Below are 23,684 nucleotides of genomic sequence, written 5' to 3'. Positions count from 1 at the left end.
CATACCGGGGCGAATATTGCAAGATATTGGGTTAATCAGGTGTTTATTGTCACGCATTGGTCAGATTGGCCACTGCCATTTTTCGACATTATAGCTTGCATCGATCCTCACCATCGTGTAAAATGCTGACAAAGAATGGGGGAATCAGTCATGTGGACGAGAGAAGACCTTAAAAGTAACGCCAAAGCAATTTTAAGAGTAACATACTGGGAGACCTTTGCAGGTTACTTAATCATGATAGCCATATCGTTTGCGGGGGGCATGATGGTGTCTTTTATGCCTTGGCTCTCCGGCCTCGGCTCGATTGCGCTCAACATTTTTGTCACGCTGCCGCTGTCGGTTGGCATGAGCTTTTTCCTGCTGCAAAACCGCCTGGCACCGCCCGTCATCCGGAATCTGTTTGTCCCGTTTGAAAGCGGCTATTATTGGAAGGTCGTCGGCGCCACGGCATGGATGTATCTGTTTATCTTTCTCTGGTCGCTGATTCTCTTACCCGGTCTCATCATCCTCTTCACCGCTATATTCTCCAGTACTCTGCCGTATACCATGATGTACGGGGATTTATACAGTACTGGCTGGAGCCTATCTGCTGGGTATGGCGGCTTTCTTGCCGTCAGCATCCTGCTTATGATTGCCGGATATATTGTCGTTATAATAAAATCCCTGTCCTATAGCATGACGCCATACATCCTGGCTGACAATCCGAGCATCGGGTATGACAGGGCGCTCAAGCTCAGCATCGCCATGACATACGGGCACAAATGGAACATGTTTGTTCTCGGCCTTTCTTTCCTTGGCTGGCTGCTGCTCGGTACACTGGCGCTCGGCATCGGCACCTTATTTGTCATGCCCTATGTACAGGCGACATATGCCGAACTCTACGTCAGGCTGCGTGACAACGCCGTCAGATATGGCCTGTGCACACCGGCAGAGCTGAATCTTTATATGCCGGGGGCTTAATGGTCGTCCGGCCGCTTACAACAAAACCAGCTCTTTGCTGCTCAGAATTTTCTCAAGCTCTTCCGCCGGCATCGGTTTATAGAAATAGTAGCCTTGAACCTCGTCACAGACGCGTTTTTCAAGAAATCTCATTTGGTTTTCTGTTTCAACGCCCTCGGCAATCACCTTCACCCCGAGATTGCTTGCCAGATTGATGATGATTTTTGCAATCGCCTCGTCCTGTCGGCTGACGGAAATGCCGTGCACAAATTGCATAGCCATTTTGATGCGATCAATCGGCAGCTGCTTAATGCGCGACAGGGACGAATATTCCGTTCCAAAATCGTCGATGGCGATGGAGACACCCAGATTTTTAAGTTCCCTGAGCACGCTGCTGATATAGTCTGTTTCCTTGATGGCAACGCTCTCCGTAATCTCAAGCTCAAGATACTGTGGGGAAAGCTCTGTTTTTTCCAGAACACCTCTGATTTCGTTGACGAGATTCAAGTTGTGGAACTGTTCAACGGACAGATTGACGGCCATTCGAACGGGCTGATATCCCGCCTCCTGCCATTTTTTATTCTGGCGGCAGGCCGTTTCGAGAACCCATCGTCCAATCGGATTAATGAGGCCTGTCTGTTCAGCCAGCGGGATAAAAACACTCGGTGAAACGAGACCCATCTCCGGATGCACCCATCTGGCAAGCGCCTCGACGCCGATAATTTCCTTCGTTGTAATGCTGACAAAGGGCTGATAATACAAGACAAGCTCGTTCTTTTCAAGCGCTCTGTACAGCTGATTCGTCAGCTGTACTTTTTTTTCGATTTCCGCCTTCATCTGCACGGTGCAGAAGGCGGCCTGATTTTTCCCGAGCTCTTTGGCGTTGTACATGGCGAGATCGGCGTTCTTTTTTAAATCGTTTGACTTTTCGCCGTCTTCCGGATAAATGGCAATACCGGCGCTTGCCGTTACAAAGAATTCCTGATCACGGACCTTAATCGGCCTTTTGAAAACAGCCATGATTTCACCGGCTATTTGAGTAAGCTGTTCGTTGTCTTGGATGCCGCGGAGCATAATAATGAACTCATCACCGCCAAACCGCGCGACGACGCCCCCGTCAGCAACATAGCAGGAAAGGCTCTGAGCGACTTGCTGAAGCAGTGCGTCGCCGCCCTCGTGGCCCATCGTATCGTTGACGGCTTTAAAGGCGTCCAGATCAATGAAAATGACGGCGATTTTCGAATGCGCCTGCCCGGCTTCCGTGATGGCCTGATCAAGCAGGCGGTTGAAGAGAAACCGGTTGGGCAGACCCGTCAGCGCATCGTAAAACGCCATATAATTGATTTCTTTTTCATAGCGGATCTTGGCAAACGCATCACCCAGGAAATTGGCCATAATTGTTGTGATCTTTAAATGATTGTCGTGCCACTTTTTTTCGGCCGTTCCGGAAACAAAAACCAGAATGCCATAGACGACGTCGTTATTAACAATCGGTATTGACAAAATCGATTTGATGCCAAACCGTGCCAGCGCTTCTTGTTCGGCCGGTGTGCAAAACAGACCGATGTCGTTAAGGCCGCCTTTCTTTTTGCTGATCTGCTCCTGCCAGCACGGGAAGCGGTAAACGGTGAAATCAACGGGTTGACTGGATATGTCTTCCAATTCTTTCGAACGCCACTTATAGGCGCATGTCAGCGTCTTCGCGTCCGGTGACAGGACGAGAACACCGGCGCGGTCAGCCTGCAAATACTGCCCCAGCCGCTGAAGCATCCCGTCGACCTTCTCATCAAAATTGTCGGCGCAGACGGAAATAAAATCGGCGGAAACCTGAGATATGAGCTCCGATTCGCCCAGATAACCAATGATCTTTTTATGACGTTCAATACTGATATACTGAACACCCGATGCGATGATAAACAAAAACGCAAAGGCAAGGAACTGGGAAATGTAGTATTCTGTTCCCATCACGAATGAAACGTCGGCAACCGATGCATAAATACCGAGCACAACGAGTAGCAGTGAGACGAAAGTGATCATCAGTCTGTTATTCCTGGCAAGCGCGATCAAAATCATAATAAAAGAAATCGTCCATACCGTCGGGCCAATGATCATGTAATATCGAATGACGAGAAAAACAAGCAGAAGCATCAAATAGCCAATAATGACAAAGTACTTAATCCGCTGCGCCATAGACAGCTTTTTGACAATCTGCATGCAGACAGCAAAAAACAAAAAGATCAGGCTGTTCGTGAACGCTGCCGCCACGTTGGAATTCTCTATCAGCACAAACACAACATAGTTGACAAGCGAAGCAAAAATAAGCAGCGGAACGGTGATCGTCAGCGTCATCTGATTCTCATGATGGAGTGATTCCATTTCGTTCCGCGATGTTATGTAAGCGTTTAGTAAACTTTTCAACAGCTTCACCTTGCATCTATCGTCCCACCGCATCGGGCTAGACGTTAACTCATTTATTTATTTATCGGTATTTCTCACATAATTCTCAATTGTTATTTCTGCCAATTTTTTAACAGATTTTTCTCTAGTGATCGCGCGATTTTGAAAATTCCGCTCGGCTACAGGCCAAAACGTGTGAAAATAGCCATTATACAGTATTTTCCCCAGCATTTTAGCGGCTATTTAAAACGATTGCGCCTCAAAATGCAACGATTATGCCAATACTATGATTGGAGGTGCAGTAATGAATTTCTTAAAAATAAAAAAACTGATGGTATCTACGCTGGCAATGGCGCTTCTTCTTGTCATTATACCGCTCAGTGCCGCTGCCGCGGGTGCGACATATACGGTCGTCCCCGGTGATACGATGTGGAAAATCGCCGTTAGATATCAAATTGGCGTCAGCGAGCTGATCGCCGCCAATCCGCAGATCAAAAACCCCGCGCTGATTTATGTCGGCGAAAAAATCTATATCCCGAGTATCGACGACGTGAAGGCGCTTGAGCAGCAGGTCATCGACCTTGTTAACCGCAATCGGGTCTCGGCAGGCCTTGCGCCGCTGGCCGCCAACTGGGAGTTGAGCCGCGTCGCCCGATATAAATCACAGGATATGATTAACAAGGGCTATTTCGGCCATACGTCACCAACGTACGGGTCTCCGTTTAAAATGATGGAGGACTTCGGCATTCATTTCACGGCGGCCGGTGAGAATATCGCCTATGGGCAGCGGTCACCGCAGGAGGTTATGAATGCCTGGATGAATTCGCCGGGGCACCGCGCCAATATCATGAGCCCGATCTATAACCAGATCGGTGTCGGCGTCGCCAAGGCTTCCAACGGGACGTTTTACTGGACACAGGAATTTATTAAAAGTGCATAAGAAGAAAACCACGGGGCTCGGAAAACGTCCCCGTGGTTTTTTATCACGATTTTCAGCAAAATCCGCGCCCGCCCCGACATAAAATAGCACCATCCCGAAGGCGGAAAGGGGGCGCGTCATGCCGTTATCATTTAAGCTTTGTGTCGGTGCATATTTTGCCGCCACCATGTGCGTTCTTTATGCGTTTGGGCTGTTCATCCCGGCTTTCGGCACGATTTCTTGCACCGTTGGGACGTTTTTAATGGCGCTGGCCGGTATCCTGTTAGGAAAAAAGGCATTAAACGTCTACGTCACTGCCGGTGCCATGCTTTGTGTCATCAGCCCTCGGTATGCGGCCGAATTTTTAATGACAACCGGCTTCGTCGGCCTGATCCTTGGGATTGACGCCAATAAGAGGCGCGCCTTTTTCCTCGCGACAGCCGGGATGCTTTTCGGCCTGCTCGCGATGACGTATCTTATCGGTTCCGCCACGTTCGGCCTAGCACTTGAGCTGCCGGTTTACTCCTGCATCCCCATCTATACGGTCTTTTCAGCGTCTTACAGCGCGCTCTGGCTGGTTATTATACCGCGTCTTAAAACAAAAGCCTTCTTCCGTATTTGCCGGTACGCGCCGGACGCAGAAAAGGAGGCCGTTTTCAGGCCTCCAAAAATTATTTAACGCCACGCGTCACATGGCTGTCGCGCCGCCATCAATGATTAAATTGCTGCCGGTGCAAAAAGACGATTCATCGCTGGCAAAGAATAAAAAGCCATTGGCGATCTCTTCCGGGGCCCCAGCCCTGCCCATCGGGATGGAATTGAAGAATTTCATATCATGATCAGGGTCATCGTCACAAATCGTCATGCCAGGCATAATGGAATTGACGCGCACGCCCTGATCGGCGTATTCACCGGCCAAGGAGCGCGTAAAGGCCTTAATCGCGCCCTTACTGGCAGCATAGGAAGCAACGCTGTGAATCCCCGTCTCCCCGCAGGCGGAGGAGGCGTTGATAATAGAACCCTTTTGCTGACGGATCATATATGGCAGAACCTCGCGGCACAGGATCAAATAACTTTTGATGTTGACATTAAAAATGTCCTCATAATCGCGAATCTCGTCAAAATCGGCGTCCGCCCCCAAGTGATCGGCATTGTTGACGAGCACGTCCACGCGCCCATAAGTGCCGATAGCCGTATTGACGAGGTATTGCAGATCTTCCGTTTTCGTCACATCGGTCTGAACGAACAGGACATCGCCGCCAATCGCTTTCAGATCGCTTTCCAGCGCCAAGCCGGGTTTCTCGCGGCGGCCGGCAAAAACGACTTTCGCGCCCTCCTTGACGAACAAGGCGGCGATAGCCCGCCCAATACCCGTCGTAGCGCCCGTGACGATGGCAACCTTGTTATCCAGCCTCCCGGCCATAACAGCCCCTCCGATTTGCATATTATGGGCATATAATACTATATATTGGTATCAATTGCAAGTATATTATCAAATTATAGTATATATTGTCGCATTTTCTGATACCGCGTCTCTAAAAAGCGGTTACGGTGCCGTTACGTTTTTTGCGTTGGCTGCTTGCTGCTCTGTAATCAGCTTTTCAGACGTCTGCCGGATGGATTCGACGGATACGGGATGTGCTTGTCATGCTGTGTGCGGTTCGCTATGTGGGTACGCCCCTCACGCCATCGCTACTCAAAAACAAAAGCCCGGCGGTCGCCGGGCTTTGTTATGTTAACTGTTATTGAATTTACCTAAGAGGCGTGGGGTGTGAAGTTGCCTAAATCTCTGAATCATAAGAATCTTCTCCGAACACTCCCTTATCGTGATAAGTAATTATAATGTTATATGCAGTGTCTAGATTACTAATTATATCTTGAGCCTCTTTTGCTGAAATCTCGAGATTTTTCATTTTAATCATTAGTTCTCCTGCATCATATCTTAGATAATATTTGCCATTGTTACTATACAATTCTATTCCTTCATCTTCCATGATTGTTTGCATATAAGCTTTCTCCATTTGCCAACATATGTTGAAAACCTATTACTTAAAGTAAATACTTTTCCCACAACTTGCTTTAAAATTAAGTATGTGAAATGCCGCATGAAACCAAAGCTTGAAAAGGGGTTGCAAGTAAGCCCCTATACATCTTCTACATTCTTAAATAACCCCATGTTTTTATATTTCATAAGAACATCATATGCTTTTTGAGGGCCTTGTTGTGCAAGTGTAGCATCGCTCATAGATATTTCGGCTTCTACGAGTCTGCTCGCCATTTCTCCAGAATCAACACAAATAAAATATTTGCCCGAACGCTTAAAAATTTCCACACCGTAATCATCGAAGATTTTCGTTTCCACAATTTCATCTCCTTCAAATGTTATGTAAGCGGTCTTACGATATATTGCCCTGGCGCTGGTGAATCAATAATGATCTCCGGAATTTTACCACTGGTATATCCTCCAGGAACCCATTGGGCGTTCGCACCAAATTCATTACCGCTTGGCATCCGTAAACCAGTCGGATTCGCAATATCAACCCGCACAGGGTTTTTTCCTAAAGAACCAGGGGCGAGCCCAAGTAATTGCTCAAGTTTTGATATGTCCCCGTTAGCCTTGGCTATCAAATCGTTTGCTACCGATGACGGCATAACAAATGTTCCGTCGGGAGGGCCAGCAAAGCCAGTAGGAGCTTTGTATTTGATTTTAGTAACCCCGTTATTAAAATTTCCTAAGTGGTTCGCAATATATTCTTTGCTTAAATATGTTTTGGGATTGGGCCTTGAACCAGGAAGAGATTTGAGGATCTCGTCAACCTTTGTTTTTGGTATTCCAGCTTTATTCAGGCCATCCCCCGCGCCGTCTATACCTTTACTATGTACCGCCTCGTCGTAGAGCTTCTCTAATGTGTCAATGCCATTATATCCCTGTCCTGCGCTGTTTTCAACCGGTTGCGCGCTGACGGTATCAGCTCCCACGCCATTTGCCTGAACCTTCTCCCGATAGACATCCGTCAGATCACGATTCCTGTTTTCCGCCGCGAGATTTTGCGCGTTGACTGCCTGCTGCTCTGCAATCAGCTTTTCATACGTCTGCCGGATGGATTCGACGGATACGGGATGTGGCGTGAGTGGGATGGAGGCGTTTTGCGCAGTTTTTTCAGCTTGAGCGTATGGCATTATTACAGGACTCTCTGAAGCAACTACGGGCGTCGTCATCCCTGTATTCGCTCTCGGCGCCGTTAAACCGCCGACGAAGCTGCCGCCACTGCCCATAGCGAAGCCGGAGAGCCCACCTTGAAGACCCGCAACGAGCGTGTCTTGAATATATAGCTTATTAAACGCATCGCGCTCTGCCTGGCCACGGCTCTTCCCATCGGAGACATACTGCTCGACAAGCCGGTTGTATTGAGATTTGTCACCCATGATCGCTTCGTCTGCGACGGTATTGATATATTGACCGATTACTTCCTGCGCAGCTTCCATCCCGGCCTGTTTGCCGCCGTCGACGAACACCCTTTTTGCGGTGGCTTTCAAACCCTGTTTGAGTGTGTTTTTGCCGCCCTTCATGAGGGAAAACAAGTTGTCGACCGGGATTTTTTCGGTCAACAGTTCGACAGCCCCGGCGACCGTCGCCAACTCAAATGCTTGATCGGTCGTTGCGCCGTTTTGAAGTGACTGCAAGGCCGTCTGCCCGGCAGCGGAAGTTGATAACACAACAAGCGAACCTGTTGCCCCAAATGGCAAGGTAATAGCCACTTGACCCAAACTGAGCGCGGCGTCGGCAACACAAAAGCCCGGCCAACGGCCGAGCTTTTGTTATGTTAACTGATGTTGAGTTTAAGCCTGTTTCGCGCTAAGAAAGTCTGTTGTGAATATGACCCGATTTCTTTCAAAACCATCGTGACCATGTGGTTGAAACCATGCAGGTTAAAGGCTTTATGCCGCTTTCGCGGCACAAAGCCGGAAAACACCGATCGGCAAAGCCGTTCGGGGGTTGCGGGTGGTAGAAGGATTTGTTATGCTGGTGCTTTACAAAAGTGAGTGTTTCCAAGGAATAAGGTCACTTTTATTATCTGTCTTCTCTGACGATTACCGGATAACCCTGTGCTCTGAAATACGGCGCCAAAAACTTCGTTACATGACGACTATAGTCACCATCATCTGGATATCCTTGCAACCAAGACTTATTACCAGTCAAAACGTCTTGGCATTTGTTCACAAGCCACGCAGCAGCAGTTCTCAGATCAGCAGATACGCGCTCATCTAGCGAATTTGGATCGCCATAATTTGCAGAATCCTCAGATGTAAACCTTTCTTCCATAAGATACATGAGCGTATAAGTGAGCACATTGCCGGAATTATCTATCGCCACATACCAAACATCCGCTCCATCTCTCGGATCGACAAAAACCCAAAATGCAAAGCCCTGACCAATCAGAAAAAACTCATCGCCATCTAAAGCAGCAAATTTCAGACCATACTTTTGAGCTACTGGTGTCAGCATTTTTCGTGCAATCTGTTCAAAGTCTTTCATTAATAATCGTCACCGCCTTATCATCGTATTTGTTGCATTATCGTAAACATAACCATTTTTTCTGAGATAGTTATATTCACGACCGAAACCACTAATTTCACTCTTATGTGTTTTCGTATTAAATCTATAAAGGTATTTTCCTTCCGGTTTCGTTGCCAGAACAATATCATCACCGCGCTTGATTGCTTCATCAAGCCATGGTTTGTTGATCTCGTTCCAGAACTGGTCGGCACTTTTGTACATATCATCCGGCACGTTAAGGACATTAAATCCGCCTTTTTTCGCTCCGAAATAGGTTGCCTTCACATTACCCATTTCGTTCACGACATTTTTCATGTCCTTATCATAACTGCCCAAGATGGTAGTCGTTTTATCTGGGTTGGCTTCGAAAATTACTCCAGAGGAAGGCTTGTATTTGATCTCGGTAATTATTTTCCCTACGTCCCACGCGCCCTCAGTACCTTTACTATGTACCGCCTCGTCGTAGAGCTTCTCTAATGTGTCAATGCCATTATATCCCTGTCCCGCGTTCTTTTCAACCGGTTGCGCGCTGACGGCGTCAGCTCCCGTGCCCTCCGGCTGAACCTTCTCCCGATAGATGTCGGCGAGATCACGATTCCTGTTTTCCGCCGCGAGATTTTGCGCGTTGGCTGTCTGCTGCTCTGTGATCAGCTTTTCATACGTCTGCCGGATGGAATCAATGGATGCGGACGGGGTTGTCTTGTAGTAGTCGGTTCGCTATGTGGGTACGCCCCCCCACGCCATCGCTGCTCAAAACAAAAGCCCAGCAAAAGCCGGACTTTTGTTATGTTAACTGTTTAAATTGTGGTTAAGGCGCTCGGATTGCAAGTGCCCAAATGTGGCGCACATAATTATACTGTGTGGACTTACATACAGAACCTTTCGGGGCCGGATTAAATTATTTAGCGCGAAAATGCTGCATGGGTAAGGGGTCTTAAAAGTTTCGAGCGCCCCCTTAGATCATTACTCAACTGATATAAAACCGTACTGTCAGATAGCACAGTTATTCAACAATCTCTGACGGAGGATAACGTTTCAGCTCTTGCCTTATTAGCGTTATTACTTCTTTCTTAGTCTTCGCATCTATTTCTAAGTATTCAGATCCATCCCAACCTTTGATGGTTTTTGCGTACAACGCTACTCCGCCAACAAGAGGTTCGGCATTCATGGTTATACTCTTGCCCATGAATTTTCCTTCCTCAAACGTGACAGTAATTCTATCAGGTCCTGGATTACCTCGAATTTTCATATCTACCTCCGAAAAAAACAGTTTCTGATAATGTTTCGGGGTCAACAAGTATTATTTTGGAAACATAAGGATTGTCCAATAACCTTGGCAACTCAATGGTCCGCCAAATGCTGTTTTGGCGCTGGGTTGAGCCAATAAGCGCATGTACTTCTCCGGAAACTTGACCGGCGAATTTTTCAGATGCACACTCCCAGGCTTTCATCGAATTTGGATCGGTAATATCCCACGTTGGCATTTCAATTCCTTGACTTTTCATAAGACTTTCCAACGTAGTTCCTCCATTTTTGGCGGCATAGTCAATTGCAAAATCTTTTCCACCAATGCCGTTAGAATCTCCAGACCAGAAATATGCCGTGTTTGGCTCAGTTTTAAGCTGTTCATCTTTGAAATAATAACCAGTCTCCCCCGCGCCTTCTATACCTTTACTATGTACCGCCTCATCGTAGAGCTTCTCTAAAGTATTAATGCCATTATATCCCTGTCCTGCGCTGTTTTCAACCGGTTGCGCGCTGACGGCGTCAGCTCCCGTGCCCTCCGGCTGAACCTTCTCCCGATAGATGTCGGCGAGATCACGAACCTTGTTTTCCGCTGCAACATTCTCCGCGTTGGCTGCCTGCTGCTCTGCAATCAGCTTTTCATACGTCTGCCGGATGGATTCGACGGATACGGGATGTGGAGTGTGCGTATGCGGAAGAGCGGCTTTCTGCACGCGGTGTCAGCGCAAAACAAAAGCCCGGCCAACGGCCGGACTTTTGTTAGCGCCGGGGTAAGCAGCCCCGCCGCGGCGAATAGCTGCCCTCAATGCGGACTGATGGGCGATTTCAAGTGGGTTGAGGATTTTGCCAAGGGAGTAGTTGCTGGGATTGAAAGGCAAACGAATGCCGGATACTTCCCTCAAAAAAGTAATTTAAGGGGTTGCGGACGGGGGCGAAAAAAGATAATGAACTTCTCAATCTAATCATTGTACTTCTTAACCATTTTAATGATTTCTGATATATTCTCTCGCAATTTCTCCGGATCTCCTAATTGATAATACCCTTCAATGCCCCTATGAATAATTGCATTCATTGTTGGGTGGTAATTTCTTTCCGTACATCTAATTAAGAAATCGCAAAATTGAGCAGCAACAGCTGGGTCATATTGAAACTTCTGCACTAGCATTGCAATCATTGCACTTTGAATTTGAACTGCGCTTATCTGAGTTTTTAACGAATATCCATTTAAAATTCCAAAACAAAAAGCACCCAATATTTGCTTTTCTTGCTCATTTATTTTAGAAATATCCATCTCTAATGTACGAATAATTTTGTCTACGATTTCACTTGTTGCTACAAAATATTCCGTTTCTTCCATCTTATGTCCTTTCCGCATTTGCATTGTTATTTTCTGAAATTTATCCTTCCTGGAATTCTGGGAACGAAGGAATCACCTACTAATCCATATTGTGATTGCTGTTTAATTGCATTTTGAACTGCAATCTTCGCTTGAGCATCTGATAATCCCGCTGCGCGTAATGAATTATATAATGCCGAGTTATAAGCCGAAATAGTTGGGGTATCTCCATATAGGTCACCTTGAGATCTGAAATTATTCCAAAAACCTTCCAGATTTTCATGTGCCGAATAGTGTGGGCTTCCGACATCTTTAAATGCGTTACCTTCTAATTCCACGCTCAATCCATCATTTTTAGGTATTACATCTCTAAAAGCAGCATTTTGGTTCAAGTGATGGGCTTGTCCTGTTACATCTGGATTATTCCGCATATTTTTATAAGTATCTATCAGAATGTTGGAACCAGAACCAGTCTCCCCCGCGCCGTTTACACCTTTACCATTCAAAGCCTCATCGTAGAGCTTCTCTAATGTGTTAATGCCATTATATCCCTGTCCTGCGCTGTTTTCAACCTGTTGCGCGCTGACGGTGTCCGCTCCCGCGCCTTTGGTTTGAACGTTTTCACGATAGACGTCGGTCAGGTCACGAACCCTGTTTTCCGCCGCGAGATTTTCCGCGTTGGCTGCCTGCTGCTCTGCAATCAGCTTTTCATACGTCTGCCGGATGGATTCGACGGATGTGGACGGGTTGTCTTGTAGTGGGCGGCGCTTTATTGGTACGCCCTCCCACCGTCGCTGCACAAAAACAAAAGCCCGGCCAACGGCCGAGCTTTTGTATGTTAACAGCAAGTTTATATACCCGGGTCGCAAGCGGCCCCGGTGAAACGTACATCGGCCCGCAACGCGGGCTGAATGGCGCTCCCTTGCGGGGTCGGATTTTATGCGGTGGGGTTGTAAACAGGACTGTGAAGCGCCGGAACCGAGCAAAAACCCAACATCATCAAATGTATCACTGTAGACATAAGCGCCCCCTTGCGCAAGACGTACACAATTGTACACTCACTTTAAGAATCTTCGCCGTATATTCCCTTATCGTGATAAGAAAGTATGATGTTATAAGCAGAATCCGGGTTATTTACTACATTTTTCGCCTCTTCTGCCGAAATCTCCAAATTTTTCATCTTGATCATTAGTTCTCCCGAATCATACCTTAGATAATATTTACTATTATCCTTATACAACTCTATTCCTTCATCTTCCATGATCTTCTGCATATAAACTTTCTCCCCTTAATCAAAATAGATGTCTAAAGGTGTATGTCCCAATTCGTGCGGGATCAATTACGGTTTCTTTGATGCCGCCTACTGTATATCCTCCGGGAAGCCAATATTCCGGAAATGCACCAAGTTCATTTCCTTGAGGAAGCCTTAAACCTGAATAATTATGTATTTCTACAATGACAGGATTCTTTCCTAAATATCCTCTGTCAAATCCCAAGGCGTCTTCAATTTTGAAAATATCTCCTTTATTTGATTTGATAATATCATTTAATTGGTCTCCAGACATTACGAATGTACCGCCCTTGCCACCGATTGTTCCTGTCGGTTCAGTCGGCATTATTTTTACTAACCCAAAATCCTTAAATGATTGCATGTGCTCTTCGATATATTTACTGCTTAAATAAGTCTCAGGCTTTGGTTTTTGACTTTTAGGTAATGATACAATTTGATCTATTTTATCTTGAGTAAGACCTTCATTATCAAATTTTTGTCTTATTTCTTCTGTAGAGGGAATCAGTTTCGATTTTAAGCCATCCCCCGTGCCCTCAGTACCTTTACTATGTACCGCCTCATCGTAGAGCTTCTCCAAAGTATTAATGCCATTATATCCCTGTCCTGCGTTGTTTTCAACCGGTTGCGCGCTGACGGCGTCCGCTCCCGCGCCATTTGCCTGAACCTTCTCCCGATAGACGTCGGCGAGATCACGAACCCTGTTTTCCGCCGCGAGATTTTGCGCGTTGGCTGCTTGCTGCTCTGCAATCAGCTTTTCATACGCCTGCCGGATGGAATCGACCGATGGAGAAAGGCGGGTGGTCGTGCGCGACCTCCCGCCAATCACTTCGCCCAGCAGTGCTGGGCTGTGGGAATTTCAACTAATGACTAATCGCGGTTTCGCTTGATTAGCATTGGTTTTCCTCCTAAGGGATCTACAATCGGAACTCCTGTATGATCATCATTATATGATATTTCCTCATCGCCATACTCGATTGTTATCTCCGTACCATATGGCATCCACATCAAAGATAGTAGTATGGGATCAATCTCGACTATTGAATCAAAATCTACTACAGACCAATTGCTGGTGTCGGCTAAGTACTCTTCTGTATCAATTTCAGAGAAAAACCGCCACCCATTATCAACATCGCGAGATCCCTCTTCGCGAATGCACCATTTAATTCTACCTTTTTTTTCAACTACGTTTTTTGTGGTCAAACATTTCCCAAATTCAGGGTGTGGCGTGTTATTCAATATGAGCCTCCTATTCATATTTATGACTCCTATTCGTACTCGGTAGCTCTGGTCTATAGTTTGCAGGATTTCTATACCATCCTAAAAATTCCTGTTGACTTATTTCACCTCTTATATAACGGTCACGCATATCGGAGTATTTTTCTTCCGGAATATGCCCCATATCCCATTGTCCCTGCCTCGGCTTTGTTTTATCCCATGATATGCTTCCACCAGCAGGATCTGGGGCTTTGCCAGTCGTTGGATCTTTGTAATTGTTCCAAACATCATCAACTTGAGTTTTTCCATACTTTGGTCTGCTCGTGGTATAGGGCTTTGTCGGTGCATCCCCCGCGCCCTCAGTACCTTTACTATGTACCGCCTCGTCGTAGAGCTTCTCTAATGTGTCAATGCCATTATATCCCTGTCCTGCGCTGTTTTCAACCTGTTGCGCGCTGACGGTGTCCGCTCCCGCGCCTTTGGTTTGAACGTTTTCACGATAGACGTCGGTCAGGTCACGAACCCTGTTTGCCGCCGCGAGATTTTCCGCGTTGGCTGCCTGCTGCTCTGCAATCAGCTTTTCATACGTCTGCCGGATGGATTCGACGGATGCGGGATGGGAATCACCCGCCGCATTGACTTTCCTGACATTTTGTGGTATATTAATGTTCGTGGCAGGAGTCGCCGCCTCTATCCCGCGTGGGTAGCCTTGGCTATCGCGCGGTTGAGGTGTCGCGGCTCCTGTCAGTTCATTTGTTGCGTAGTATAGCTTGTTCCCTTGGGGGGTAACGTTCACTCGAATTTTTGCCACTCCCGGTTGATTGCCTGCTAATGTCGCCGTTTCAAACCTGTCTGTTCTTTGAATATCGCGAGTGTCTTTGTTGGTCGGTTCGCTTGCAATATATTTTGCATTTTCGACAACCTCATTTAATTTCTCAAGTACGGCAAGCGTTTGGGCATTGACAGGCTGACGCGCAATGATCTCTCCAATTCCTTTTGAACTTATGCCAATCTTATATTTCAGTTCGTTTATTACAGTATTTTTATTTGTAAAAGTCTGCCCCATAAAGAGGTTTTTTAGAATATATTTGTATTTGATTCGCGCTTCTGCAGAACTTAAGCGATTAATATATGCCGATATTTCATCTATTTTTTCTTGTGGGATTTCGACAATTTTATATTCTGCATTATTAACGCGCGCAGGATAATCGCGAGAAACAGCAATCGCCGACTGCTCCTGTAGTAATGGTGCCACGGATGGCATCTCCCCAATCGCATCCTGCCATGTTATTGTCGGGGTATCCGGCGTTGCGGCGTTTACTTTGCTTACCTTTATGCCGCCTTTAATGCTAGCTAATCCGCCCAATATACCACTGGATACCGCACTGGCGCCGGCAGCTGTAATGACGTCTTGGATATAAACCTTGTTAAAGGCGTCGCGCTCCGCCTGTTCACGGCTCTTTCCATCAGAAATATATTGTTCGACAAGCCGGTTATACTGAGACTTATCGCCCATGATAAGGTTGTCGGAAAGAATATTTGCGTATTGACTAACCGCCTCCTGCGCAACGCCCAATACCGCTTGTTTGCCTGAATCCGCAAGCGCTTTTATAGCAACGGATTTTAATCCCTGTTCAAGCGCTTCTTTGCCACCGTCGAGAAGGTTGAAGAACCTACCGACCGGAATCTTGTTCGTCAAATACTGGACGGTTCCGGCGACCGTCGACAGCGCGAACGCCTGATCGGTCGTCGCGCCGTTTTGCAGCGCCTGCAAGGCTGTCTGCCCCGCGGCGGAAGACGACATGACAACGAGAGAGCCTGTTCCGCCAAGTGGGATGGTTAGGGCAAACTGACCCAAGCCGAGCGCGGTGTCTGTAATGAGCTTTTGGGTTTCGTTCATATTGCGCGTGATGCCGATTTCTGTATCTTGAACCTCATGCGCACCCTTAAACCAAATGCTGTTCTCGTCGACGGGTGTATAATCGCCGGTTAAATTATTACTGATAGATTGTACACCCGTAGCAACATACGCCGCCGGAGCTAACAATGATGAGCCGATATTCATCACACCGCCGATTATTTTGTGCTTGTTGGCAAAGTCCTGTACCAGCTTTGATTCTGCAGCCTGACTTTCGGCGTTCAGGCCGCGCTTTATCGTATCATAATAAGCTTTTGCGTTGTCCCAGTCACCCTTCGCCGCGTAGTATTCTAGGATGAGCTTTTGAGGGTATGTGACGTATTCCAGCTCATGATATTTATCATTCAAGAGATATCCGACAAAGTCTCGGTCTTTGCGGTCAATTTCTGCCCGGTAATCAAGGTCTGCAAGATATCTTATTTTATCCTTCAGCGCAGAATCTTTACCATCGTCCCAGTTGATGCCGCCGTTTTCAGCTTTTTGAACAGTCCCAATAAAATCGGCGTTGTTGGCAGCTGATTCATATTGTGCACGCTGTTTGGACTGTTCCTGTGCGTAATATTGGTTTTCGAGGTCGTACAACAGCGAGGCGATGTTGTTTAATTCGGTTTGGGTGTCAGCGTCAATCATTGGCGTGTGTTTATAAATGAATTCTTCTTGTTTTTTTAAATCTGCTTTTTTAGAATCGTACTCTTCCTTTGTAATCTCTTTGACTTCACTATTGGACGGCTCGATAACCCCGGTGTTGTCCGATGAGTTTGCTGAAGCATTTTGCGCTTCTAGTGCGGCTTCAACGGAGGTCTGATATTGTTGTTTTCTAGCCTCCTCATCCGTCTTATATTGTTCTTTTAACCGCTCATCGGAGTATTGCATATCCGTAAGTTGTTTATCGAGGTCGTGGAGTTGTTTTTGCAGCTTGCCGGTGTCGCCACCGGTATATAAATCAAACGCAAAAGGATCAATTAGAGCGTCGCCCACTTTTTCCCAGAACGTTTTGGACTCAAGCTTCTTTTGAGCCCCTGCTCTCTGTTTGGTGAGGTCGCCGTATTTCTTATAAAATTCTGTAGTAGACGGTGCAGTAACCCCGGTGTTGGCTGAGGTTGTGGTAGCATATTTTTTTATAACATCCTGATCTTTGTTTTTAATGGCGTTTTGTAGTTCTTTTAAATTAAAATTGTTTTTCGACGAGTAATTAACTAAACCGATGTTTAAGAAATCGTTAGCTAAGTTCATACAACACCTCCATGGGCATTTACCAAGACGCCCCACCACCGCCGCCGTCGCTTTTTACGCCGCTATTTGAATTTTCCGACGTTTTTTCGACTTTTCTGAAGTAAATCACACCGTTTATAACCTCGTATGTTACTTCTCCGCTCTGTACCAGCTGTTCAAGGCGTGTCTGGTTGATTGGCCCATATCCAAGCGAGAGAACACTTTTTATGTCAATTCCAGACCAATCTTCCTTTGATGCCGAAGTCGACGAATACCCCCCGCCAGAATACCCTGTCCTCATACTATTTTTTTTTTAGCTTTTTCGTTGGCTTTTGCAATCGCCTCTGGTGTCCACCAGGGGGACATGGAGGAATAGTCGCCCGTATAGTCAGCGTAATAAAGCGACCGCTCATAGTTGGTCGTATCATTCCGGTATTCGAGCGAATCATTGTACTGCTTCAACGCCAAGGCGTTAGCCTGATCTGTCTGATACTTGTTATACAGGGCGTTCGCCTTTTCAAAGTCACCTTGTGCAATAGCGGCGGCGACATTGTTTTTATACGTCGTCTCAAGATTGGCCATCTGTAAATCCATATCGGACGTGGCCTTTGCCTGCTGCTTGTCCAAACCGCTCAAATTGCCCTGCAAGGTGTTAGAAAACGCAAGCTGCGCCTGCCCGCCGGTGCCGGAATTGAGGCCGTTTGCCGAAGCGTATTCGTTGAAATTTGCCTTTTGGATTTCGCCCTGAGAGGCTGTTGTATTCTTCGCGTCCTGATACACGCCGGGTATCTGCGACCGCGCCGTGTTGAGCGTGTTAACGTTTTGGTCATAGGCTGACTGCAGCGCCGCCTGCGCGGCTTTCGTTTTCGCGTCGTAGATTTCGTCGATGTATGCATTGCTGTCGGGATTTTTTTCTATTCTGTCAGTGCTCCTGTTGGCTCGCGGATTGTAATCTGGGTCAAGCACGCCGCCCGTTTCGGTCATCTTATAAAACCCTTGTGCGGACGGAACATGAGAGCCGATATCAATTCGCTGCGTTCCAGCCTCATCTTTGTATGTTTTGTTGTCAATGATATAACCTATTTGAATACTACCATCCGGGCCATAGTAGGACGTTTGCGTTGCCATTTATTCACACCTCGATTTTTCAATTACACAAATTCGCGTTTCATGATCGTTTAACGTATCATCCTGCCTGCAATTATGCTGCCACAGGCGGGTATGACTGTCTGAATTCTTTTCAATTAACTCGTCCAGATTCTTTTGAAATGTTTCTACGGCGCACGTCAGCTTTGTAATGCTCGTGTTAAGTTTTAACATCGGCGTCACGATAGAAGCAATCAACCCGATCAGCGCAACGATAACGCCGACAACAGTCCATTCAGTCATACCCATTACCTCTATTTGCTTAAAATAACCGCCAGCGCTTCCCTTGTCACTGGTTTCTGCCAGCCATAGTTGCCCTGCCCGTCTCCGTTGAAGACACCTTTGGCTTTCATCGCTTCCGTCGCCTCCCGCGCCCATGCGCTGGGCTTGTCCCCCGTACCCGCTACGCTCAAATACTTGTCCATGTAGTCGCAAAACTGCTCGTATGTCATGTCTTCCTCCTCATACGCGGGGCTGCCATAGCCCAAAATCTTCTCATAGGACAGTGGATAGCTTTTCGCAGCCACACCACCGCCGTTTGCTATGAGTGTCGAGCCGCCGGAAGTGTTGCCCTCAATAGTCATAACCTTGCTGCCGGAAACGCCAGTTACGATGCCGACGTGTGCCGGGGTTTCGCCGTCGTGCGTAAAATAGATGATGTCTCCGGCGGCAGGCGTATACTTTCGGTCGTGCCAGCGCCCGGCGTGTTTAAACCACGAAACGCCCATCGCGCAGGACGCATGCTTTGGGATAATGCTTGTCGGTATCCCTGCCTTCTCGGCGCAGTAGGATACGAACATTGCGCACCAGGCAAATCCGTTCATTTCATACCACTGGCCGAAAATTGTAAAGTTCCCGCTCCCGGCGTTAGCTGTGAAATCTTCAAGCTTTGCGTTTGATTTTTTCTCGAGGTACCCGACGTAGCCGCGGGCGACATCGACGAGCTTTTGGCTACTCACCATCGCCCATATCCTCAACGTCGATCTTATCCGCTACGTCCTTGACCTCGCTGACGACGTTTTGGATGGCTTTCGCATCGACGTACCCCTCCATGATGAGATAGCCGAGAATGGATGATATAATCGCCGCAATGCCCTCCGTCTTGCTGCCAGACGTGACGAGCACGATACCGGTCACAACGCCCCCGATGGCCATGAGGAATTTTCGGCTCGTGATTTTCTGAAGAATTGTCTGCATACTATCCTTTCTGCGGTTCAAATCCCGCCCGCCGCCCAACAGATGTATGGGCTTCGCCCTAGACCCGTTCAGGCTTTTTTGTAGGGGCGGATTCTATATCCGCCCGTTTTATGTCCGCCTCTTGTTGCAAACTTTTTGTAGGGGCGATTATGAATCGCCCGCGTTCTTAATTCGCGTCCCTGTGCTTATTTTCCGAGTGCTTGAGTCCTGCCAGAGCGCCGAGCTCTCCTGTGGTAAAAGCAAACCATGAAACGATGAGGGTCGTAGGCTCTGATGCCGTGCGGAGGAATATGTATAGGACGGCTGCTGTGAATACAGCGTTTACGAAGATGATCCCGGCGACAATCAGTTTACTAAACCGCATAGGTCTGGCCCGTGATTTCTTCATACTGCTCCGTCGTGACCCAGTCTTTCACGACGGCGTTTTTCAAACCGTCAATTGTCAGCGTCCCCGCGTCAAAGAGTCTTTTCAGTCGTTCGAACATCTTCACCCCTCCAATGCGGCAATCGTCAGCACATCAACGGCAGCGGAAAGATCAGCATTCTGCTGTGTGAGCGCGGCGATCTGCTTGTCCTGCTCGGTTTCGATTTTGCGATACTGCCGAACGCCGTCAATTTCGATCTCGACGTATCCTTTTCTTTGCGGTAATTGAGGCTCGATAATTGGTCTGCTCATGTTTTTACCTCCTTATAAAAGAGCTTTGATATAGGTGTATACGTTATCATCGTTAAACATTGGAAGACGTTTTGTGGGGCAATAAAGTATTGAGGTACCGTTTCTGCCAAAAACGAAATAACTACTGTCTTTATAAAAAGTTCTTAGGCCATGCCCGGCATTAAAAACTATCATACCCCATAATTTTTTAATGTCGTCGGTATGATACATGACAGCAAATCCGCCGGTACTATAGTAATACTGGCACAAAAAATAATATCTGCCGTCAAGATATCTAAATTTTGAATATGACCCTAATCCGGCGCCAGTCATTGAATATGGTACATCTTCATCAATGATGTTTTGGTTAAACGCCGATGGTTCATCTGTTTCACAAAAATAAACCGAAAGAAACATTGAATCATACACGTTCTGAAATAAGACAATAAGTATCCAACGTGTTCCATCGTGTATTATTTCAGATAAGTCTGAGGTAGCAGATGATATAGAAATTACCGAACCTCCTGATCCGCTAACTCTTGCTGCCGCAGTTGTCATCTGCCAAACTTTTACTGCATTCGAATAGGAATACGCCACCGCTATATACCCATTGGCGTACTCCATACTGATGTCGGTTTTTGAATTGCTTTGAGTTACCCCCGCAGTATAATTGCCATTTAATGTATTGCTATAATAAATGGTAGAGAGGTTGGTTGAACCATTATGTGATACCACATAGTAGTAATTTCCGTCATACACTATGTCGTAAGCAACCTGCGCTGTAGATGAAATAACCGTTAAATATGTCCACGCTCCAGTTATATCCGTGCAGTAAGCAATTTGCTGTGCGGATGCAGTTGCTCCGACTACAACTAGTTGACCGTTTATTATTTTAATTCTTTTCGTGCTGGTAAAGCCAGTCAATTCAACATAAGTCCATGCTCCTGTAGGGTCGTCCGTATAGTATACTCTATTACTCCCAAGTCCTACGAAGTAGTTTCCAAATTTTAAAATATCATCACATTGGGCAGTTGTTAAACCTGCTGTTAAATCCTCACTAGGGCAATCTTTTATGAGTGCCGCTAAATCAGGATATGTTGCAGCATCAAAGGACGCCCCATTGCAGAGCAACCCCTTGCTACCCCACGGATTAACTAATGCTTGTTTGACAGTGCCTACTGCATCCGCGTTATCCACATACCCCTTCGTCGCAACATCTCCGTCATCCTCCGGGTCGGCCACCTTCAGCCTGCCGTTTTCGTCGCGCTTGGCGATGGTGCCTGGCGTCGCTTCGCTCGTTCCGGTGGGGTCTTGCCAGCCGAAGTCATAGTTATCCCCGGAGTTTTTCGTTAAAAGCTGCCCTGTCCCGCCACCGGCAGGGAGGTTGCCAGACTGTATTTCCGCCGCCGCGACGGCGTCTGTTAGATTCTGCGCGATATCGGCAAGGTCTGTTGACCGCTCTGTCGCCAATTCGGGAACCAGTGTGTCGTTAATATAGCTTTTAATCGCATTCCCGGCCTCATCAAACTTCTCTTTAAACGCCAACGGCGTGAGGCCGCCTTCATCGTTCGGCTCGTCGTCGAGCACAGCGATGATGTTGAGGTCGTCGGTTAATGGTGTTATCGCCATGTGTTGCCCTCCTATTTGATTTCGCCCATTGAGCGTACTTTAAAATCTGCCGAGAGAATTGTCGCGGTGCTCCAATCGGTATTGCTTTTGAAAATCAGCTGATAGTAAGCAAACTTTTTCGCCTTGAGCTTCAATCGCCGTGTCTGCGGCTGCCGGTTCGTCCCAAAGCTCCAGTGCGCGAAATTGGCGTGTTTAAAGGTCCCCAGCCCATACGAAACGGTTCTTTCCTCAAAGTCGCTTTTCAGGTTCGTGCGAACCGTTACAATAACGCCCGCAAATAGCTCCGGCTTGAGCGTTATAAACAGCTCGGAAGCGTACTTGCGCATAAAATCTGCCCCAAAATCCATTGCACCGGACTGCCAGTAAGCATCAATTGGGGCACCATCGTCATTATGGTAATCGCGTGAAAGACGAAGGATGCGCCCGTCTGATGTGCCGCCGTAAAGCTCGCCGCGATACGACAGAAGAACACTTGGCGAAAAATCCGTGTAAAAATACCACGCGTCGGCAGCGTAATTGTGGACGGCCGCCATCCCGCCGTACAGAACATAGTATTCATGATTGTATTTGTCGACAAACGTGACGGCGTCTGGCAGAGCAAATCCCGACAGCGTGTTTTCAACCCGCTCGGAGATGCGCATGGCGTTGCGCTGGTCACTCGTCACATTGCCTGTTGTCGAAGTTGGCCGCCACTCGTAAATCGTCTTGCCATCCAGCGTGCGCGGATAGTTGACGACATTCTGAACTTGACCCGGCGCGTCGTTGCCGATCCCTTTGTTCACGGCGGTGCAGAAAAACGAAGCCGTGACGGCCCCCGTGGCTAGCGTCAGCGTGCCATATCCAATAGCGTAGGAGGAATCCGTTTTAAACGCCATGAGCTGGTTGTAATGACGGGTCATTCCCGTGAGCGGCGTATTCGCGTCGCCGACGTTAATGACGTTTAAGTCCGGGAAATATTCCGCCGTTGCCGAACCATTGTAATCAAGGTCGCTGTAAAACGCCTTGTTGGACCCGTCGCCGTAGAAGAAGACTCTGTTGTCAGTCGCGCCGTTATAAAGCTCGGCGTATTTCATGGCCTCAATCTGGCTTCGAAGCGTCGTCGGAACTGAATAGCCGATTTCCAGCGTATTCGTCCCCGTCAAAGGTGCGTTTAACTTCACTTCCGTCACGACGATATTGTTCGTGCCGGTAGACGGGGCGGTTGTAAACGTCACAATGCCGGTCGAGGAATTGTACGTCCACGCGGTGTTTATGGCACCGCCGATTGTAATCTGGCCCACGCCGGATATGCTGTTTTTGTTTGCCAATGTAAACGTTGTTATCGTGCCGTTGCCTGAAAACGTCTCCGTTAGCGTCGTAAAGGTCACTTTTCCGTTTGCCAGGTCAACCGTATAATCTGTTGTCAGCGTGTAATTTGTCCCGGATGAAAGGTTTTTGACGTAATCAACACTTGAAAGCCCCTTTTCCGGAAGCTGAAAAACATTGGCTGTCCCCGTTGGGGAGAAATGGACTTTTCTCAGGCCATTGAGCATATTGACGCGCTCTAACGCCGTTCCGCCGCCCGTCGGCACCGTCGATACAAGAATGAGCGGCCTATACCCCATAACCTCAGCGAGCGTTGTACCGTCCCACACCTTGTATTTTTGGCCGTTGAGCATATAGAGCTTTTCATCGTATCCAAAAAACGTTACGGTATCCGACGTGTCAAACACCCCGACGGCCGTTGCTGTATTCTCTTCAAGATCGAGCGTCCATATCTGTCCGTCGCAGGCGGCGACGATCGACTCCCTTCCGCTGACATACCCTGTCCACAAGGATTTAACCGGCGCGTTTGCGATGGTGAAAAGCGACTTCATCCCCGGTCTGATTTGCAAAGACCCTTCATTCGTCACCCGGAAATTTCGCATTTCAGAGGCCTCGCCCATTTTTAGGTTCGTGTCGCCGTCCGGGTTTTCATTGACGCCGAGCCACCGCTTAATGGCGATGATTTTGTCCGATGTATTTGTCGAAATTCGTGCCATTTCGTC

Annotated in this window: 26 protein-coding genes; 3 read left to right on the top strand and 23 right to left on the bottom strand. The window is 47.5% G+C overall.

Annotation, left to right across the window (positions count from 1 at the left end; genetic code table 11):
• Positions 1-150 precede the first annotated feature (150 nt).
• Entirely contained in the window at positions 151-960 is an 810-nt protein-coding gene (locus IZU99_03220; protein ID UOO38280.1) for a DUF975 family protein, read from the top strand.
• Positions 961-975: 15 nt separating this feature from the next.
• Here the strand turns inward: IZU99_03220 and IZU99_03215 are convergent, their stop codons facing one another.
• Positions 976-3,357: an EAL domain-containing protein gene (locus IZU99_03215; protein UOO38279.1), complete on the bottom strand. Its 2,382-nt coding sequence runs from the start codon at positions 3,355-3,357 to the stop codon at positions 976-978.
• Positions 3,358-3,667: 310 nt separating this feature from the next.
• On the opposite strand from IZU99_03215, the gene safA reads away from it, so the two are divergent.
• On the top strand, positions 3,668-4,276 hold the full coding sequence (safA, locus tag IZU99_03210; protein UOO38725.1) for a SafA/ExsA family spore coat assembly protein: 609 nt from the start codon (positions 3,668-3,670) through the stop codon (positions 4,274-4,276).
• Positions 4,277-4,394: 118 nt separating this feature from the next.
• Positions 4,395-4,934 carry a hypothetical protein gene (locus IZU99_03205; GenBank protein UOO38278.1) on the top strand — a complete coding sequence of 180 codons (540 nt, stop codon included), beginning with the start codon at positions 4,395-4,397 and terminating at the stop codon, positions 4,932-4,934.
• A gap of 9 nt (positions 4,935-4,943) precedes the next feature.
• Here IZU99_03205 and IZU99_03200 read toward each other — a convergent pair whose 3' ends face one another.
• The 22 genes from IZU99_03200 to IZU99_03095 form a co-directional block, all read right to left on the bottom strand.
• Positions 4,944-5,678, bottom strand: coding sequence for a glucose 1-dehydrogenase (locus IZU99_03200; GenBank protein UOO38277.1), 735 nt, complete (start codon positions 5,676-5,678; stop codon positions 4,944-4,946).
• Between the two features lie 358 nt (positions 5,679-6,036).
• Positions 6,037-6,261 carry a hypothetical protein gene (locus IZU99_03195; GenBank protein ID UOO38276.1) on the bottom strand — a complete coding sequence of 75 codons (225 nt, stop codon included), beginning with the start codon at positions 6,259-6,261 and terminating at the stop codon, positions 6,037-6,039.
• A gap of 137 nt (positions 6,262-6,398) precedes the next feature.
• Positions 6,399-6,617 (bottom strand): hypothetical protein, encoded by a 219-nt coding sequence (locus tag IZU99_03190; GenBank protein UOO38275.1) that lies wholly within the window; start codon positions 6,615-6,617, stop codon positions 6,399-6,401.
• A gap of 20 nt (positions 6,618-6,637) precedes the next feature.
• Positions 6,638-8,002 (bottom strand): hypothetical protein, encoded by a 1,365-nt coding sequence (locus IZU99_03185; GenBank protein UOO38274.1) that lies wholly within the window; start codon positions 8,000-8,002, stop codon positions 6,638-6,640.
• Positions 8,003-8,327: 325 nt separating this feature from the next.
• Positions 8,328-8,792 carry a hypothetical protein gene (locus IZU99_03180; protein ID UOO38273.1) on the bottom strand — a complete coding sequence of 155 codons (465 nt, stop codon included), beginning with the start codon at positions 8,790-8,792 and terminating at the stop codon, positions 8,328-8,330.
• Positions 8,793-8,801: 9 nt separating this feature from the next.
• Entirely contained in the window at positions 8,802-9,128 is a 327-nt protein-coding gene (locus tag IZU99_03175; GenBank protein UOO38272.1) for a hypothetical protein, read from the bottom strand.
• Between the two features lie 688 nt (positions 9,129-9,816).
• Positions 9,817-10,062: a hypothetical protein gene (locus IZU99_03170; GenBank protein ID UOO38271.1), complete on the bottom strand. Its 246-nt coding sequence runs from the start codon at positions 10,060-10,062 to the stop codon at positions 9,817-9,819.
• Complete coding sequence (locus IZU99_03165; GenBank protein UOO38270.1) at positions 10,046-10,771, bottom strand: hypothetical protein; 726 nt, start codon at positions 10,769-10,771, stop codon at positions 10,046-10,048. The genes IZU99_03170 and IZU99_03165 overlap by 17 nt, the downstream gene beginning before the upstream one ends.
• Before the next feature lie 245 nt (positions 10,772-11,016).
• Entirely contained in the window at positions 11,017-11,415 is a 399-nt protein-coding gene (locus IZU99_03160) for a hypothetical protein (GenBank protein UOO38269.1), read from the bottom strand.
• A gap of 26 nt (positions 11,416-11,441) precedes the next feature.
• Positions 11,442-12,242, bottom strand: a complete 801-nt coding sequence (locus tag IZU99_03155; GenBank protein ID UOO38268.1) for a hypothetical protein — start codon at positions 12,240-12,242, stop codon at positions 11,442-11,444.
• Between the two features lie 215 nt (positions 12,243-12,457).
• Positions 12,458-12,667: a hypothetical protein gene (locus IZU99_03150; GenBank protein ID UOO38267.1), complete on the bottom strand. Its 210-nt coding sequence runs from the start codon at positions 12,665-12,667 to the stop codon at positions 12,458-12,460.
• Between the two features lie 19 nt (positions 12,668-12,686).
• Positions 12,687-13,511, bottom strand: coding sequence for a hypothetical protein (locus tag IZU99_03145; protein UOO38266.1), 825 nt, complete (start codon positions 13,509-13,511; stop codon positions 12,687-12,689).
• 41 nt (positions 13,512-13,552) lie between these two features.
• Positions 13,553-13,921: a DUF2185 domain-containing protein gene (locus tag IZU99_03140; GenBank protein UOO38265.1), complete on the bottom strand. Its 369-nt coding sequence runs from the start codon at positions 13,919-13,921 to the stop codon at positions 13,553-13,555.
• 10 nt (positions 13,922-13,931) lie between these two features.
• Positions 13,932-14,765: an HNH/ENDO VII family nuclease gene (locus IZU99_03135; protein ID UOO38724.1), complete on the bottom strand. Its 834-nt coding sequence runs from the start codon at positions 14,763-14,765 to the stop codon at positions 13,932-13,934.
• A gap of 2,562 nt (positions 14,766-17,327) precedes the next feature.
• Positions 17,328-18,158: a hypothetical protein gene (locus IZU99_03130; GenBank protein UOO38264.1), complete on the bottom strand. Its 831-nt coding sequence runs from the start codon at positions 18,156-18,158 to the stop codon at positions 17,328-17,330.
• Positions 18,159-18,419: a hypothetical protein gene (locus tag IZU99_03125; protein ID UOO38263.1), complete on the bottom strand. Its 261-nt coding sequence runs from the start codon at positions 18,417-18,419 to the stop codon at positions 18,159-18,161.
• Between the two features lie 11 nt (positions 18,420-18,430).
• Positions 18,431-19,138 (bottom strand): CHAP domain-containing protein, encoded by a 708-nt coding sequence (locus IZU99_03120; protein UOO38262.1) that lies wholly within the window; start codon positions 19,136-19,138, stop codon positions 18,431-18,433.
• Complete coding sequence (locus IZU99_03115; GenBank protein UOO38261.1) at positions 19,128-19,394, bottom strand: hypothetical protein; 267 nt, start codon at positions 19,392-19,394, stop codon at positions 19,128-19,130. The genes IZU99_03120 and IZU99_03115 overlap by 11 nt, the downstream gene beginning before the upstream one ends.
• Before the next feature lie 332 nt (positions 19,395-19,726).
• Positions 19,727-19,858 (bottom strand): XkdX family protein, encoded by a 132-nt coding sequence (locus IZU99_03110; protein ID UOO38260.1) that lies wholly within the window; start codon positions 19,856-19,858, stop codon positions 19,727-19,729.
• 2 nt (positions 19,859-19,860) lie between these two features.
• The gene (locus IZU99_03105; GenBank protein ID UOO38259.1) at positions 19,861-20,049 is read right to left on the bottom strand and encodes a hypothetical protein; all 189 of its coding nucleotides are present in this window, start codon (positions 20,047-20,049) and stop codon (positions 19,861-19,863) included.
• A gap of 12 nt (positions 20,050-20,061) precedes the next feature.
• On the bottom strand, positions 20,062-21,657 hold the full coding sequence (locus IZU99_03100) for a tail fiber protein (protein UOO38258.1): 1,596 nt from the start codon (positions 21,655-21,657) through the stop codon (positions 20,062-20,064).
• Positions 21,658-21,668: 11 nt separating this feature from the next.
• Complete coding sequence (locus IZU99_03095; GenBank protein ID UOO38257.1) at positions 21,669-23,678, bottom strand: hypothetical protein; 2,010 nt, start codon at positions 23,676-23,678, stop codon at positions 21,669-21,671.
• Positions 23,679-23,684: the final 6 nt, after the last annotated feature.

It is taken from the genome of Oscillospiraceae bacterium CM, assembly GCA_022870705.1.
GTDB lineage: Bacteria > Bacillota > Clostridia > Oscillospirales > Oscillospiraceae > Sporobacter.
The sequence above is the reverse complement of the archived record's forward strand: the minus strand, read 5'-3'. Positions and strand labels throughout refer to the sequence as shown.

What these genes read in the sequence shown, in the direction of transcription:
- IZU99_03100 (UOO38258.1), bottom strand. Translation starts at nt 21,657, where the DNA reads ATGGCGATAACACCATTAACCGACGACCTCAACATCATCGCTGTGCTC.
- IZU99_03200 (UOO38277.1), bottom strand. Translation starts at nt 5,678, where the DNA reads ATGGCCGGGAGGCTGGATAACAAGGTTGCCATCGTCACGGGCGCTACG.
- IZU99_03120 (UOO38262.1), bottom strand. Translation starts at nt 19,138, where the DNA reads ATGGTGAGTAGCCAAAAGCTCGTCGATGTCGCCCGCGGCTACGTCGGG.
- IZU99_03170 (UOO38271.1), bottom strand. Translation starts at nt 10,062, where the DNA reads ATGAAAATTCGAGGTAATCCAGGACCTGATAGAATTACTGTCACGTTT.
- IZU99_03150 (UOO38267.1), bottom strand. Translation starts at nt 12,667, where the DNA reads ATGCAGAAGATCATGGAAGATGAAGGAATAGAGTTGTATAAGGATAAT.
- safA (UOO38725.1), top strand. Translation starts at nt 3,668, where the DNA reads ATGGTATCTACGCTGGCAATGGCGCTTCTTCTTGTCATTATACCGCTC.
- IZU99_03205 (UOO38278.1), top strand. Translation starts at nt 4,395, where the DNA reads ATGCCGTTATCATTTAAGCTTTGTGTCGGTGCATATTTTGCCGCCACC.
- IZU99_03175 (UOO38272.1), bottom strand. Translation starts at nt 9,128, where the DNA reads ATGAAAAATGTCGTGAACGAAATGGGTAATGTGAAGGCAACCTATTTC.
- IZU99_03125 (UOO38263.1), bottom strand. Translation starts at nt 18,419, where the DNA reads ATGACTGAATGGACTGTTGTCGGCGTTATCGTTGCGCTGATCGGGTTG.
- IZU99_03130 (UOO38264.1), bottom strand. Translation starts at nt 18,158, where the DNA reads ATGGCAACGCAAACGTCCTACTATGGCCCGGATGGTAGTATTCAAATA.
- IZU99_03195 (UOO38276.1), bottom strand. Translation starts at nt 6,261, where the DNA reads ATGCAAACAATCATGGAAGATGAAGGAATAGAATTGTATAGTAACAAT.
- IZU99_03220 (UOO38280.1), top strand. Translation starts at nt 151, where the DNA reads ATGTGGACGAGAGAAGACCTTAAAAGTAACGCCAAAGCAATTTTAAGA.
- IZU99_03110 (UOO38260.1), bottom strand. Translation starts at nt 19,858, where the DNA reads ATGTTCGAACGACTGAAAAGACTCTTTGACGCGGGGACGCTGACAATT.
- IZU99_03160 (UOO38269.1), bottom strand. Translation starts at nt 11,415, where the DNA reads ATGGAAGAAACGGAATATTTTGTAGCAACAAGTGAAATCGTAGACAAA.
- IZU99_03095 (UOO38257.1), bottom strand. Translation starts at nt 23,678, where the DNA reads ATGGCACGAATTTCGACAAATACATCGGACAAAATCATCGCCATTAAG.
- IZU99_03180 (UOO38273.1), bottom strand. Translation starts at nt 8,792, where the DNA reads ATGAAAGACTTTGAACAGATTGCACGAAAAATGCTGACACCAGTAGCT.
- IZU99_03105 (UOO38259.1), bottom strand. Translation starts at nt 20,049, where the DNA reads ATGAGCAGACCAATTATCGAGCCTCAATTACCGCAAAGAAAAGGATAC.